At 40.5% G+C, this 16,040-nt stretch carries 14 protein-coding genes; 1 reads left to right on the top strand and 13 read right to left on the bottom strand.

Annotated features, from left to right (window positions below; genetic code table 11):
• Positions 1-12: 12 nt before the first annotated feature.
• Positions 13-333 (top strand): PTS system regulator TmaR, encoded by a 321-nt coding sequence (tmaR, locus tag IPMB12_RS04035; protein WP_166915195.1) that lies wholly within the window; start codon positions 13-15, stop codon positions 331-333.
• Positions 334-529: 196 nt separating this feature from the next.
• Here the strand turns inward: tmaR and uriT are convergent, their stop codons facing one another.
• From uriT to holB, 13 genes are all read right to left on the bottom strand, one after another.
• Positions 530-1,933 (bottom strand): uridine transporter UriT, encoded by a 1,404-nt coding sequence (gene uriT / locus IPMB12_RS04030; protein ID WP_166915193.1) that lies wholly within the window; start codon positions 1,931-1,933, stop codon positions 530-532.
• Positions 1,930-2,886, bottom strand: coding sequence for a uridine-preferring nucleoside hydrolase UriH (gene uriH, locus IPMB12_RS04025; RefSeq protein WP_166915191.1), 957 nt, complete (start codon positions 2,884-2,886; stop codon positions 1,930-1,932). The genes uriT and uriH overlap by 4 nt, the downstream gene beginning before the upstream one ends.
• 25 nt (positions 2,887-2,911) lie before the next feature.
• Complete coding sequence (gene rbsK / locus IPMB12_RS04020) at positions 2,912-4,105, bottom strand: ribokinase (RefSeq protein ID WP_166915188.1); 1,194 nt, start codon at positions 4,103-4,105, stop codon at positions 2,912-2,914.
• 423 nt (positions 4,106-4,528) lie between these two features.
• A complete protein-coding gene (locus tag IPMB12_RS04015) occupies positions 4,529-5,233 on the bottom strand; it encodes a cyclase family protein (RefSeq protein ID WP_166915186.1) in 705 nt (234 codons plus the stop codon).
• A gap of 131 nt (positions 5,234-5,364) precedes the next feature.
• Entirely contained in the window at positions 5,365-6,660 is a 1,296-nt protein-coding gene (locus IPMB12_RS04010; protein ID WP_208293543.1) for an MFS transporter, read from the bottom strand.
• A gap of 68 nt (positions 6,661-6,728) precedes the next feature.
• Positions 6,729-8,333, bottom strand: a complete 1,605-nt coding sequence (locus IPMB12_RS04005; RefSeq protein WP_166915184.1) for a UxaA family hydrolase — start codon at positions 8,331-8,333, stop codon at positions 6,729-6,731.
• A 130-nt stretch (positions 8,334-8,463) separates the two neighbouring features.
• Complete coding sequence (locus tag IPMB12_RS04000; RefSeq protein ID WP_166915182.1) at positions 8,464-9,306, bottom strand: AraC family transcriptional regulator; 843 nt, start codon at positions 9,304-9,306, stop codon at positions 8,464-8,466.
• Positions 9,307-9,730: 424 nt separating this feature from the next.
• Positions 9,731-10,057 carry a stress response translation initiation inhibitor YciH gene (gene yciH / locus IPMB12_RS03995; protein WP_166915180.1) on the bottom strand — a complete coding sequence of 109 codons (327 nt, stop codon included), beginning with the start codon at positions 10,055-10,057 and terminating at the stop codon, positions 9,731-9,733.
• 10 nt (positions 10,058-10,067) lie between these two features.
• Positions 10,068-10,760, bottom strand: a complete 693-nt coding sequence (pyrF, locus tag IPMB12_RS03990) for an orotidine-5'-phosphate decarboxylase (RefSeq protein ID WP_166915178.1) — start codon at positions 10,758-10,760, stop codon at positions 10,068-10,070.
• A 132-nt stretch (positions 10,761-10,892) separates the two neighbouring features.
• Entirely contained in the window at positions 10,893-12,050 is a 1,158-nt protein-coding gene (locus IPMB12_RS03985; RefSeq protein ID WP_166915177.1) for a GDSL-type esterase/lipase family protein, read from the bottom strand.
• A gap of 52 nt (positions 12,051-12,102) precedes the next feature.
• Positions 12,103-13,617, bottom strand: coding sequence for a DUF459 domain-containing protein (locus IPMB12_RS03980; protein WP_166915175.1), 1,515 nt, complete (start codon positions 13,615-13,617; stop codon positions 12,103-12,105).
• Between the two features lie 3 nt (positions 13,618-13,620).
• A complete protein-coding gene (locus tag IPMB12_RS03975) occupies positions 13,621-15,027 on the bottom strand; it encodes an MBOAT family O-acyltransferase (protein WP_166915173.1) in 1,407 nt (468 codons plus the stop codon).
• Between the two features lie 34 nt (positions 15,028-15,061).
• On the bottom strand, positions 15,062-16,039 hold the full coding sequence (gene holB, locus IPMB12_RS03970; RefSeq protein ID WP_166915170.1) for a DNA polymerase III subunit delta': 978 nt from the start codon (positions 16,037-16,039) through the stop codon (positions 15,062-15,064).
• Position 16,040: the final 1 nt, after the last annotated feature.

Here is a 16,040-nt window from a genome sequence, read left to right as displayed (position 1 = left end):
AGAGGTTTATAAATGGAAAAAGCAACTAAACCATCGTTTCAAGATGTACTGGAGTATGTTCGTTTATCTCGTCGTTTAAATAAATTAAAACGCGAAATCGCTGATAACGAGAAGAAAATCCGCGATAACCAAAAACGTGTGTTATTACTTGAAAACTTAAGCGACTATATCAAGCCGGGTATGAGCTATGAAGAAATTCAGGCGATTATCGCGAATATGAAAAGTGACTACGATGATCGTGTTGATGACTTCATCATCAAAAATGCTGAAATTTCTAAAGAACGTCGTGATATCAGCAAGAAAATGCGTACTGCAAGCGGTCATTTAGCATAATAAGATCTTATTATCTAACTATCTTAATCTGGCAGAAGTGAGTCACTCTTATTTCTGCCAGATTTTATTTTCATCCCACATATCTAACCCCCCTTTTTCATTCTGTCTGTAAAATCGCAGGCATAAAAAAGTGCTATCAACAATATATCTGCATATACCGCTAATAACACCTTTTAACATCAAGTATTAAGACTACCTATACTTCCGCATTCACCGGTCTTGGGATCAGGAATGAACAAAGTAAAGCCAGCACAGTAATGACCAGTCCCAGCATCATACCGTTAAAATAACCATCAATTGAGCTACCACCAGAGCTGTCTGTCATTACCTGCATCGCTGGTAATAAAGCAAAACTAAGCCCTGCACCTAAGTTAAATGCACCGGCATTCATACCCGGTAAAAATCCCGGATTATCTGACGGAGATAACACCACGCCAAGACCGTTAAGAATGATGTTAGCCATCCCCGCATAGAAAATACCCAGAATAATAACACCAATGGTCAGGATCGGCAGTGAATGCAGACCAAGGAACATCGTCAGTAAAATACCAACAATACAACCAACCAGACCCAGTTTTAATACGCGTGTATAGCCAAATGTTGGTGCTAAGCGACCAGAGAAAGGCCCGACCAGCCAGCCGATTAACGCATAAGGTGTTAAAAATATTAAAGAAGCCCAGTCAGCATCAAGCCCAAAACCTACCTGGCGGTTTTGAGCGATGGACATCACCAGACCATTCACGACCGCAAAAATACCTGTCATGGTTAATGTGGTGGTCAAAAGCAGCGCCCAGGTACTTCTCAGTTTTAAATGCTCTGTAGTCACCAAAGGTTGTTTATTGGTTTTTTCTGCTTTCCAGAAAAGTCCAAAACAGACAGCAGAGAAAATAACCAGACCAATCACCATCAGCCAGTTGGCCCCTGCCAGTTTTCCTGCCTCATTAAGTGCAAGCAGTAAACCTGCAATAGTCAGAACAAGGAGTAATACACCCACCCAGTCCATCTTAGTACCAGCTGAAGGTTTTGACTCGCGAGCAAAACGATGTACTAAATAAGTTGAAATGGCAGCAACCACAGTGATTACCCAAAACACTGAGCGGAAACCAAAGTTAGCAGCCAGAAGCCCACCAGCGATCGCGTCAATCCCTGCAATACCACCGTTAACAGCAGTCACCACTCCCATCAACATGCCATATTTTTTAGCGTCTTTAACTTCATGGCTAAGCATTAGTAGACATAGTGGAACCACTGGTCCCGACACCCCCTGAATAATTCTGGCAATATACAGTACGGTAATATTTGGAGCCAGAGCAGCCAGTAACGTACCCAGCATCATGATAAACAGCATACCGGTTAAGACTTTCTTACGTCCCTGAATATCACTTAGTCTTGGCAGGAACAGTGAAAATAACGCTGCAGCAGTGAAGAAAGCAGTTTGGGATAACCCAACTGCGGCGTCATTAGTATGTAGTTCATTAGCGATAGTGACTAAAACCGGGCTTAACATACTGGCATTAAGCTGGAAAGCCACACAGGCGGCGAGTAGCGCCACCATCAGTGTCACGACACTTTGTTTATCCGTAGAGGTATTTTCTGTCATATTTTAACCTCACCAATACGTTTTAACGCATCCACAATCAGATCCCAAAAACCGGTATGATCCAGTTTTGTTGCAACCTGAGTATGACAGTTCTCATCAGCCGGGAAGCGGAAATCAGCCACTGTCATACCAAGCGTTAAAGTACCGGTTAATTCGATATTGACTGGCACACGTTTAGTCTCAATTAACGCTGAGTTAATCACATAAGCCACCGCACAAGGATCGTGCACTGGCGGATAAGTAAATCCTTGCGCTTTTTTATACATCTTGCCAAAGAACTCAAGTAGCTCAAGCACAAACTGAGCAGGCTGAGTATTTACCGCTGCAATTTTTTCAATCACTTCTGGTGTTGCCAGTGCCTGATGAGTTAAGTCTAAACCAACCATGGTCAGTGGCCACTTTTCATTAAACACAATATGTGCAGCTTCCGGGTCAATTTTAATATTAAACTCCGCCACCGCACTCCAGTTACCCACATGGTAACCGCCCCCCATCAGCACCACTTCTTTCACGCGTTCAGCAATTCTTGGTTCTTTTCTGACAGCAAGAGCGATATTGGTTAAACCTCCGGTTGGTACCAGTGTGATCGTTTTTGGTGGATGAGACATAATGGTATCGATGATTAAATCAATTGCATGACGTGAATCCAGACTAATCACTGGTTCAGGCAGTACCGGACCATCCAGACCTGACTCCCCGTGAATATCTGGTGCCACTTCAATCGTTCTGACCAGTGGTCTTGAAGACCCGGCAGCAAACGGCACATTAGTGATATTAGCAATACGCGCAACAGCCAAAGCATTACGCGTTACCTTTTCAAGTGTCTGATTACCAACAACTGTTGTAACAGCTAATAATTCAATATTTGGATTGCCATGGGCAAGCAACAGAGCAATAGCATCATCATGGCCCGGATCGCAATCAAGAATAATCTTCTTCGGTTCGTTAGTCATTATTTGTATCCTCTTATATCATGAACTATTTATTGTTCATTCGTTGTAAAACTTGCTGATGAGAAGGCATGTTCGACGCCCCTTCCCGTTCAACAGCTAAAGAAGCAAATGCTGAAGCGTAAGTTGCTGCCTGATAAGTTGATTGTCCTTTAGCAAGTGATGCACAAAATGCACCGTTAAAAGCGTCTCCTGCCCCGGTGGTGTCCACAGGTACCGCCGGGAAAGGTTTAATATGTTGATGCTGTTTCCCATCAAAAATCAGAGAACCTTTACTGCCCAGCGTGATAATGACGGTTTGTACGCCGAGTGAATAAATTTTCTCCGCTGCCTGTTTTGCACTATCCAAATCCGTGATTTCAATCCCCGACATAAAACTGGCTTCGGTCTCATTCGGTGTAATAATATCAATATATTCCAGCGCCTTCATCACCTCTGCAGAATAAGGGGCTGGGTTGAGTATCACCTGCACACCCAGTGCTTTAGCTAACTTCATAGCGTTACACATGGCATCAAAATTATTTTCCAGCTGCACCAGTAAAATATCGGCATTTTTTAAGTTCGCTTCCAGCGCAATAATTTCTTCATCCGTTAAGGTCAGATTAGCGCCGGAATAGATAGCAATCATATTCTCACCATCTTCTTCAGAGACGTAAATCACTGCGTTGCCGGTAGGTTCTTTATCAGACTGATAAAGCGTGAAAGAATCGATTTTAGATGAGGAAAGATGATCATAAGCAAACTGGCTAAACTGATCTTTGCCAACTTTTGCTACAAAGTGAACTTTAGCTTCTGCATAGCTGGCCGCCATAGCCTGATTAGCCCCTTTACCGCCCGGTCCAATCATGCTTTTTTTAGCCATAATCGATTCACCACCTTTTGGGAACCGAGCGACCTGAGCCACAATATCCACATTGAATGAACCTAAAATACAAACCTGACCATTCATTTTTTCGCCCCGATGTTTATGTTTGTTCTTTTGATATTTGGTTAACAAAGACGCAATACTCTCTGTTGAGGTAATATCACTGACAAACTTATGCCTGAGTACCATCGCTCCACCGTGACAACGAATAACCAGACGCTGCCCGGCGAGTATGCCTAAATCTTTCCGAATGGTTTCTTTGGATACATTAAAATAATCTGAAAAATACTGTACCGTTGCTTTTTCATGTTTATCTAAATAGGAAAGAATGATTTTATGCCTTTCTTCTGTAAACATAGAAACCTCACTAAAAAGTTAAGCTAAGTATAAATAGAATGATCAATGAAAAGAGTGATTGTAATCATAACTTATTGCACGAAACGGAAGCAAACGGAAGTAAATTTATAGAAGCGTCAGAGAAGCTGTTTAAATATGGTGGGCTAGTCTTTAAATACTGAGTATTACTATAAAATTTGAATGGATAAACTTAATCTGACAAGAATTTGGGGATAGATGTAAATAGAAAATATTCATTGAAATCAATCTGTTACATCATAAACCTGAAATTAAATTTCTTTAATAAAATCAATAGGTTATTAAAATATTAATAATGATTTAGTGCTTAATATAAAACAAAACTGGTCAATTTTGTTGACCAGTTTATTTCTGATGATATTCACGATTTTCTGTTAAAGCCACTGTGATCATTTAAATATTCAGTTAACTCTCCATATATGCCACAGCGCGCAGTGGTGAAGCCGAACCGTGTTTAATCTTTAGTGGAAACGCCATAAACACAAACGGTTTGGTGAGTAACTTCAGATTGGCAATATTTTCCAGAATAGGGATATTCGCCCCAAGTAACGCGTCATGCGCCGGGTATCCACCACATTCTGGTTTAAATGCATCCAGCGCCATTGAATCTGTTCCTACTGCTTTCACCCCAATATCACGCAAGTATTCTGCCCCTTCTCTGGACAGCCCCCGCCAGTTTGACATAAACGGTGCATAATCTGGTTTCAACGCCCAATATTTTTCATGCCCTGTATAAAATAGAACGATATCATTCTGACGAATTTTACCGTTCGTCTTTTCCCAGTCCATAATCATTTCAAGAGTAGCAACACCATTGTCTGGCAGTGCTGCAATATCAATCACCACACCACGACCAACTAACTGCTGTAAGGGCATCTTATCAATGGGCTCGCCATCATCAACAAAATGATTTTGTGCATCCACATGTGTACCACAGTGCTCACCGATGGTCAGAACGTTAAGATAAGAGACATCCCCTTTTTTAATTGAGTCCACTTCATTTTGATAAAACTTTGGATGACTTGGTGCTACTGGCATACCTTCTTCAAAAGTCTGACTCAAATCGATCACTTTAGCGTTATTTAATATTGTTAATAGATTCTCAATCATAATAACCTCATATTTTCTTCTCTGCTTTCAAGTAGTCTTAAAGGGATTGCCAGTAAACGTTACCAGACAAGGATATCACGCTTTCAGACTACCTGATTCTTGTTATCTTAAAAATGTAAACCGCCTCACATTTATGCCACTTGTTTCACTGTTTCTTTCATTAAAAAGAGCGGAATACATGATAAAAGTAGTGCTGCTGTAATCACCATATAGTGAGTGGTAAAACCAAAGTCAGCAATTATCCAACCGGCGATTGGTGCTACTAAGAACCCGGCACTACCCAGTGCAATACCAATCATGAGTCCCATACCTGATGCAGCCGCTTTTGGTGCCGAATCAATTAAGAAAGCATAAATCACCGGGAATGGAGAGTTACGAAATAGTCCCCAGCCAACTAAAATAATCCAGCCTGTGGCCACAGACACAATGAAGTTACAGGCGATTGCTGCAGCAATCCAACCAACAATAATGACACCCAGACAAATTTTACGACCTTTCATATCTGAATAATGTCCCCAGAAAATTTGTCCTATCCAGCCAGTTAAGCCAGATGCTCCGGAAATTACCGCTGCGGTAGCAAGATCTAAACCTACTTCTTGCGTTAAATGCACTGTTAAAAACGTCGCAATCCCCATTTCAGCCCAAATAAAGCCAAAGAATAAAATAATGGCCAGTAAACAGTTACGGTTTTTTAAACAGTTAAGACCAGAAAATAATGTTTCTTTAAATGTTGGTTTTGCTACTGGTGTTTCATCAATTGGCACTGTCATACCATTGTCTTTAATCCAGTCGTAGACTTTCTTTTGTTTTTTAGGCGTGGCAATAATTAATTGAATAATGATAATTGGCACCCCCAGTAGTGGAATAAACAAAAACACATCGCGCCATGATGCAGTTAATGCAATAACACCACCAATTAGTACTGGGCCTACGAACTGACCAAGTGGAAATCCGGTATGATGTAAACCAATGGCAAAGCCACGGTTTTCTTTTTGCCACCATTCGCCAATTAGTGCCACGTTGATCGGCTCTGAACCCCCACTACCAAATCCCATGACAATACGTAAAGCCTGAAATGCACCTAAGGTTTTACAAAATGCCGTGGCAACACCCGCTCCAATTTCAATGGCAACCGCTATCACCCAGCTATAACAGCGCTTATAGCCAGAACCAATATAATCAGAAAAGAATCCAAGAATTAATGCGCCTAAAAATGTTCCGATAAAACTCAGTGAATTTAAAAAGCCTGCCTCAATTGTCGTTAAATTAAACTCTTCCATGATGGCTGGCATCAAAGTAGGTAAAATCAAACGGTCAATTGAATTCATTAAAATAGCCATCGTTGTTACAACCAGCATCCACCAGGAAATTGGATGGGCCTTTGGTAAGCCTTTTCTTTTCGTTTTAACCTCTATACTTTTTTCCATTCTCTACCTCATACCTATGCTTAAATTCAAATAACTTATTGTTATCATTGGTGTTAAATGACAAACACTTATAATGAAACCTGACGTTTCCAAAATAGAAAATCATATTGTTCCAGTCGATCTGCTTTGACGATATAATCTCGGCTCGCTGCCTCGATGACACGTTCAAGAAGTTGTTCTCCTACCTCTTGCAAAGAAACACCTTCAATAACAGGACCACAATCAAAATCAATCATGTAATCGAGCTTTTTAGCTACTGCCGTGTTGGTGGCAATTTTAAGTACTGGCGCAATAGCATTACCGGTTGGCGTACCTAGTCCCGTTGAAAAAATCACCAGATTAGCGCCAGACGCAACTTGTCCGGTTACGGCTTCTAAATCATTTCCGGGGGTACAGGCAAGTGATAGCCCGGAGTCAGGCGCAGGTTCACCATAATCAACAACGGCACTAACTGGCGCATGCCCACCTTTTTTCGAGGCTCCCAGTGATTTAATCGCATCAGTGATTAAACCATCTTTAATATTGCCCGGACTTGGATTATCTGAAATAGAAGCATTATCCTGACTAGCCTGATATTCATAACTTTTCATCAAAGAGATGAAGTGTTGCTTATCTTCAAAGTGAACACAACGAGAGACAATATCCCCTTCGGCACCACACAGTTCCGGAAATTCTGCCAGTATTGAAGCCCCACCAAGTGCAACCACAATATCAGACACAACACCCATTGCTGGATTCGCAGAAATACCAGAGAAACCATCGGAGCCACCGCATTTCACACCAATTTTAAGTTTTGAAAGAGGGACTGGCTGTCTGGTAATTTGATTCACTTTTTGCAACTGAGTAAAGGTTTGACGAATGGCCTCTTTCATCATCTCTTCTTCACTGTGTGAATCTTGCTGCAAAAAGAATAAGTACGGTTTATTAAAGTGAGGATTGCGCTGTTTTAAGACCTTATCAAATAAAGAAACTTGTGCCTTTTCACAACCTAAGCCAAAAACGGTAATCCCGGCGACATTTGGGTGATCAGCATAAGCAGCCAATATTTTACATAATGACTCAGAATCAAAAGCAGTGCCACCACAACCACTATTAACGTTAAGAACTCTGATCCCATCAATATTTTTAAATGGTCGGTTTTGCGGTTGCAAATGGGGATTGGTGCTTTCCTCTCCTAAGAGTGATAACACTACATCACCATAATCATCAGCTGCATAACCTAGCTGTTTAGATAACGTTTGTTGCAGCTTCTGAGCATTTTTATTTTGGCAGAAAACCAGTGGAATAATTAACCAATAATTCGCCGTACCAACCCGACCATCATCACGAACAAAACCATTAAAAGTCCGATTTTGCCATTTCGTTACATCTGGTTTTTGCCAGTGATAATCCTGCCCGTCAGTCAGATTAATTTCTGCCGCGTAGTGACGAATATTATTCACTGTAATCACTTCACCTTTAGCAATAGACTGAGTTGCTTTACCAACAGGTGAACCATACATCACAATAATGTCATCAATATTAAATGGCTTGGTAGCAAATTTATGTTTTGCGGAAACGTGGCTTACCAGCTGATAAGAATCATTGTGCCAGTTCACGATCTCGCCTTGTTGCAGATCTTTTAGTGCCACAATGGCATTATCAGCAGGATGAATTTTCAGAATTTTCTTCATTAATCACACCTCAAACTTAACAACTGTTAATGACAAATAATTGTTAGTTTGTACAATAATGAAGAAGTAAAAAAAGAAATATGCAAATTGCACAGAAAATTATGCAATTTGTTTTAAATAGGAATAGTTCTCAAGTATTTTTGAGTTGTTTACGAAATTCTCTTGGAGACAGACCTTTTTCTCGTAAAAAACTTCTATTAAATGAAGATATTGAATCGAAACCTGATTCTTCGCTAACATGTGTGATCGGCTTCGTACTTTTGAGTAAAAGTTCACTGGCACGTTCGATACGTAGCTTCAAAAGATATTGTGAAAAGCTAAAACCAGTGTTTTCGGTAAAAAAGCGGGACAAGTGATTACGCGACATATAAAACTGAGTTGCTACCTCATCTAGCAGTAACTTACGATAAGCATTTTTGTGAATGAATGCTAAAATATCCTGTAACTTAGCGAATGTTTTACTACAACATTGCTCTTCCGGTGTATTACTTAATACTTGTGAGACTGGCTGTTCAGAAAATTTTCTCAACAAAAACAGTAAATGAATCGCCCTATCTAATCCTGATTGAGATAAGACCAGTTTGATAATATCCGTTTCTGACTGCTCCATTTTGGCATTAAAAACTAGCCCCATTCGTGCTTTATTTAAAAACGCTTTAATCTCCTGAGCTAACTCGCAGTCTAAAAAACCCGGAATAATAAAATCATTATTGAACAACAAGGAAATAGAGTGGTGATTTTTACTTTTTTCTAAAAACTCATGAGGAACCCAGGGACCTAAGACAAAAATATCGCCCTTTTGGTATATATGCTGTTGCTTGCCATAATGTAAACAACCAAAACCGGACTCAATATAAACAATCTCAAATTCAGGATGAGCATGCCACGTTGACCGAAAATCATCAGTAACGGTTTTAAATGCTAAGCAAGAGTTTTTATAGATATCTCTTTTATAAACATCAGTATGAGGCATCGTTCTCTCCCAATTATGATGAAATAAAACTTCAGGATACTTCTGTAATCAAATACTTCTCTATACCCTTTATAAAATCAATCACTCAAAACACCAGTATATGGATGTGTATTTCAGTATAAAAACGCCAAAATGATTAATCAATGTATCATCAGACAATCTTCTGATTAAAAATCATTAATGTGACAGGAGTCAAAAGTTTTATGGCATGGTTTGCTGATTCAACAAGCATTAAACACGCTTTAGATAAAGAGAATCCAGAGCTATGAAGAAAGAGAAAATCACTTTTATATTTTTACCAAAATAAGCAAAAATTTAAATTCTAAATAGGATAACGAGAGTTTGAAAATAAAAATCCCGGCAATAACCGGGATTTTATCAACTAAGTGATGATGTTTACATATTCTTATTGATAGAAATAAGATTAACCACCTGCCAGCTTAACTTTAAAGCCTTTAGCTTCAAGCAGTTCTTTTAACAGATCTCGTTTATCACCCTGAATTTCGATCACACCGTCTTTCACAGAACCACCACAACCACAGCGTTTTTTCAGTTCTGCTGCCAGTTTATTTAAGTCAGTATCATTCAGATCCAAACCGGTAATCACACAAACTCCTTTCCCCTTACGACCAGCAACCTGACGCTGAATACGTACAATACCATCACCTTTAGGCCGTTCATTTGGTACGGCCTCAGATTTAATGCGTCCGGTATCGGTTGAATACACTAACGGGTTATCAGAATGAGTCATCTGTTTACCATTAATCCAATGTTTCTAAAATTTCTTTTAAAGTTTTCATCGGATCCGCCGCCTGAGTAATTGGACGACCGATAACTAAGTAATCAGAACCGGCAGCAAGTGCGCGTTGCGGCGTCATGATACGACGCTGATCATCTGGGTTAGTTCCGACCGGACGAATTCCCGGAGTGACTAATTTAAAATCGCTGCCTAAACGCGTTCTAAAGCTCTGTACTTCTTTGGCTGAACACACCACACCATCTAAACCACAGTTTTTAGCCAGCATAGCAAGACGAGTTGCTTGTTCTAGTGGTGAAGCGTTAATACCGATTTCCTGTAAATCTGAACTTTCCATACTGGTAAGTACAGTTACAGCAATAAGTAATGGTGCATCTTTACCATATGAATATAGCGCATCTTTAGCTGCCTGCATCATGCGTGAACCACCGCTGGCATGGACGTTAGTCATCCAGACACCAAGATCAGCTGCTGCAGTTACTGCATTGGCGACTGTATTTGGAATATCGTGAAATTTTAAATCTAAGAAAACGTCAAAGCCTTTCTGATGAATCTGTTTAATAAAATCAGGTCCGGCATGGGTAAATAACTCTTTACCAATTTTTAAACGGCAATCAGCCGGATCTACTCTATCAATAAAATTCCATGCTGATTTGATATCAGCAAAGTCAACAGCAACAATAATTGGAGATGACATAATATTTCCTGTTTAAATAGATAATCTTGTAATATGCGAACAATAGCAAATTGTTACTCAATAATACAGAGGGCTCTTGGCTTTTGTCCAAAATTTATGCATAAAATGATAACTCATTAGCATTTTAAGAGGCTACTGACGAGCTAAATATTCAGTTAAATCATTATAAAAGAATTTAGCACTTTCCATATATCCGGCTTTAGTCAGGTGAACTAAATCAGGTTTAGCCAAATCCATCAGCATCCATTTTTCAATAATACAATCACCCCCCATCGCGGTCTGCCAGTCCCAATAAAGAGTCTGATACTCTCTGGCGATATCCTGCTGAATATTTCGGATTTGATGGTAATTTGGTGGCTGACGCTCAAAACAGGTATTACCTTTCACGCCCGCCAGCATCGTATCTGGCGAACTCATAATTAACAGTGCAGCATGAGGTAGTGCCTGTCTGACATGCTTAATATTATCGATCAGATTCTGTTTATACTCATCCAGTTTAAGCTGAGCATCAAACGATTCATTAGTGCCATAAGCTAAAATCACTAAATCGCTTTTTGAAGCAGTCAGCTCCGTATACCAGTTTGCTGACCATTTCTGCCAGATTGACTGCCTGGCGCCATTGGTCGCAATTGATGACACAATCACGCCTGACTGGTTATTTTTTTGTAACCAGATGCTACCCAGTTCCACCCCACCTTTATCTGCCATCACAGAAAAAGGGGCTGAAACAGTAGCAGAAGTCGTCTGCCAATGGTTGAGTTTATTATTCGTGGTATTAACCGTGCTACGCCTGTTATTGGCATCCATCAGATAGAAGTCAGTCGTCCTGCGTAGCGGCTTATAGGTTAGAACCGTCTTCCAGACACCTGGCAGTGAGTTAGGAATAACCTGAATATAGCCACCATTTTTAGTCGGTTCAGCGATATACCCCCCCATCGGGAAATCACGATTATTCACGTTACGACTGGTAAACAATTGCCAGTTCTTACTCTTCCACGAAACAGCCGTATGATACTGACCTTGTACTGACATCGGTGTTACCCAGCCGATCCCGGCATCACCATATTTAGCTTGCAGCAGAACACGTAGTTCACCGGTAAAAAAATCTGCCGCAGAGTGAGAATCACCAAACTGAGTAATCGATACCACATGAGTCGAATTATCTTGCGCCAGATTATTTAACTGACCTTTAAAACGCTGACTATTCGTATCACCAAAATCGATAATCCCACGAAATGAGTGGGTATCAGGAACCGGGCTCTGCATACTAAAAGCGTTGCTATTTGTCATCATTAACCCCATGCATAAACTAAGATTAACCATCAAAAATTTCAATAATTGGCTACTGCACATTGACCACTTCCTCAGAAACTGTGTTTACAGTTAACTGTTCTAATACTTTTTCCACCAAAATTCGCTGACCCGGTACAGTAAAATGAATACCGTCATCAATACGAACTTTGATACTGTCTTTATCTCTGGTAACAAAATTTGCATAGCCTTCATCACTACAACCCAGCAGTTCGCTGGTTGGAATATAATGCTGATTAAACTTCTCAACTTCTGCACGATATAAACTATTCAGATATAACATATCATTATGTAGTTTTGGTTTTCTCATACAAGGCACACCAAGCCAGATAACCTGTACGTTATGGCTTTGTGCTGCTTCAAGAATACGATCGATACGATAACGATAGGTCGCTTCCCACTGTTCTGATTTAAACACCAGATAATCTGAACGACCACTGACCGGGAAATTCCACGGGTCATTAGGGCCTAAAAACATGACGAGAACTTTGATAGTCTCATCACTATCCAGTGTCTCTTCAATCACTTTCGGCCAGTTAAAACTACGTGGGTAAGAGAGGCCAGTACTCTGCTTGCTTAAATCCAGACTCTCGATTTTATACTGTTGATAAAGCGATCTCTTTACACGTGGTGCTACACCCTGCATTAAAGAGTCCCCTGCAAAAAAGATCTTATCTTTTGAAGTGATAATAATTGGCTCTGCCGGCTGTATCTCAGCATTATGCGTAATTAAATTAGCGGGAGGTTTATGTTGCACCGTCTCATTGGGCCTTGGTGCCGGTTTTGGCTTAGGTTCTGGCTCAGGTTTCACTTCAGTACTGATTTCAGTTTGCACTTCAGGTTTTATTTCTGTCGTTACCTGAGGCTTAGCTTGTGGTTTAACTTCCGGTTTGGTCGTTGGCTTAACCACAGGTTCAGTTTTAGTGTCTGACTCCACTAAAGGCTTAATATCTAATCGGGTTATGGCTACCGGTTGTTTAATCACTTGTGGCACAGCTTCAACAATTTTAGCTGGTGGTTGCTCATCCGGTTTGAGTTCAGATTTTGCAGTAGCAGCACTGGTTGCACTCTGATGTTCAGTTTCTGTAACCGGCTTTATCTCCGGCTTTGTTATTGGTTTTGCGCTAACCGCCTCAGAATGAGTCTGTGTAATATTCACTGCCGGTTTCGGTTCTGCAATTGTCGTTTCCGGATGAACTGTTCTTACCTGTCCAGCTGGCTTCTCATCTGTTTGTACCACAATTTGTTGAACTGGTTCAGACTCTTCCTGTTCCGTAGTTTCAATAGTTTCTCCATAATTGAAAATATGTACCAGCTCGTCCTGCCAGTGACTCACTAAAGCGATTTGTCTTTCTTCTTCCTGCGTCAACGCATCGGTAATATCTTCACCAACAGATAATACCGAATTTTGCCAGAGTACATAAAATGGTGAGGATTTATGATACGTTTGTTGCCAATAGAGCTCCACAGAGCGCTGATAAAGAAACATCAGCCCTATGAGTGTCACCAAAATGACATAGCCTATTTTTAGTACCGAACGATTCATAACCTAAAAACCTGCGTAGATAAAATTGGGTATTCCGGACGGAGCAAAACTAATCACCAGCCACAAAATAGCAATAAACAGAAACGGTAAAGCGATCCAGTTAACCTGGCTAATCAAACGGCAAAATTGTTGCGGAACATTCACCAGCACCGGATAGAAACAGTAAAAAATAAACAGTAAAATAATATAAATTAAAGAGTTAAAATGCAGCTCAACACCCGTGAAATTATCTGCCATCGCTGACAGGTATTCCATCCCTTCCATAAAACTGGTACTACGGAAGAAAATCCAGGCAAAACAGACATAGTGGAAAGTCAGTAGTTTAGCAATCAATGTTGAATGATGTGTAATACGATCCCGTCCAAAGTAGTGATCACAGACATTAAGCACCACCATACCTAGTCCGTGTATCGCCCCCCAGACAATAAAATTCAGCCCTGCACCGTGCCACAAACCAGACAATAACATCGCCAGCATCAGATTAATCTGGGTACGGCTAAATCCTTTGCGATTACCACCGAGCGGAATATACACATAATCCCGAATCCATGTGGATAAACTGATATGCCAGCGATTCCAAAAGTCACGTAGATTCATGGCCAGATATGGAGTATTAAAGTTTATTGGTAAGCGGAACCCAAGCAACAGAGCTATTGCTGTTACTAAATCGGTATAACCGGAAAAATTTAAATACAACTGGATCGCATAAGCATATAAAGCAAAGATCAAGTCCAGAGTATGATACTCCATCGGGCTGGCAAATACCGGATCAACCCAGTGCTGCGCCAGTACCGCACTTAACCAATAAACCTTGATAATCGCCAGTAAAATCAGAGTAAATGCCCGGTGAGGCTCTAAAACTTCACGTATACTTTGAGTCTGTATCTGCGGTAAAAACGCTTTTGCGCGGTTAATTGGTCCGGCAACGATACTTGGGAAGAACGATAAAAATAGCGCAAAATCACTCCAGTGAGGCACATCCAGCTCCCCTTTCTTAACTGAAAAAAGATAGCTGACAGAGTGGAAGGTATAGAATGAAATACCAATTGGCATAATAATTTCAAGGCCTGGTAGTAAGACATTCAGCCCCAGCAAATTCAGCACATCTTGCAATACAGTCCGGAAGAAATCGAAGTATTTAAACACCGCCAGATTACCAATTGCAGCAACAATTGAGATCACAAACCATTTATTTTGCTCAGGATTACGGGCAATAGCTATCGACAGCCCGTAAATAACAGCTGAATAACCCGCTAAAACTAGGGCAAAACAGACATCAAACGATGCCACCACACCATAGTTTGCCAGTAATAATAAATAGTTTTGCCATTTTGTTTTTTGCTGTAATGACCAGTACAGTCCCAAAAAGACTAAAAATAAAATAGCGAACTCAATTGATAAATAACTCACTCCAAACCTTTTATTTTTATTGTATCCGACTTACCTAGGTATTAATTAATTCTGATTGCGCTAAAAGATTACTCAGTACCAGTTCCTGATTAAGTCCGGCAATACTGGTTAATTGCTGCAAAGCATGTTGCCAAAGCTGATATAAAGCCAGCAATTTAGTCGTTTCAATTCTGGCCAGCAGACGCACCAGCGGTACCTGATCACGATGAGTAATAAACTTACCGGCTTTATTCTGAGCTTTCATTGCATCCGCCAGTAATGAACAAAATCCGTGTAACCGAAACAACACATCATCATTATTTAACGCTGGTAACAGTAACCAGAACTGATTGGTCGGAATCAACTCAGTCAATGTCTGGCAAAATTGCTCCCGTTTTTGCCAGTGCTCCGGCTCCAGTAAGACTTTTGCTGCCAGTGGTGCCTGATGATTAAGTAACAACGCTGTTGCCAGCTGATTATCATTGTAATTTTGATAATACTGTTTTAACCAGTTTACTGAGTCATCCAGCTCCGGTGCCGCTAAATAGAAATAACCACAGCGACTACGAATAGTGGCCGGTAATTTATTCAACTGTGCATCACTTAGAATAAAAAATGTTTGCTCCGGTGGCTCTTCCAGCGTTTTTAGCAGCGCATTAGCAGCTGCTTCTGTCATTAAACCCGCTTCTTTAACCCAGATAACTTTTGCCCCGCCTTGTTGCGAGTGCTCATAAACTTTAGTGGTAAGCTGACGAATCTGATCGATACCAATGGTCTTTTTATCTTTCTCAACAGTAATGATATAAAAATCCGGATGAGTTTCCGCCTTAAACAGTAAACAGCTGTGACAATGACCACATGGCTGACCTTGATCCGGTGTTAAACAAAGCAGGCGATTAGCCAGCAATGTAATCAATTCACCTTCCCCGCAGCCTTGCACGTAGTTAATTAACAGAGCATGGTGCGCCCTGTTTTGTACAATGGGCTCAACAAGTTGCTGATAAGGTTTAACTAACCATGGATAATTTAGCATA

Source organism: Zophobihabitans entericus (assembly GCF_011745665.1).
In the GTDB taxonomy this organism is placed as follows: domain Bacteria; phylum Pseudomonadota; class Gammaproteobacteria; order Enterobacterales; family Orbaceae; genus Zophobihabitans; species Zophobihabitans entericus.
The sequence above is the reverse complement of the archived record's forward strand: the minus strand, read 5'-3'. Positions and strand labels throughout refer to the sequence as shown.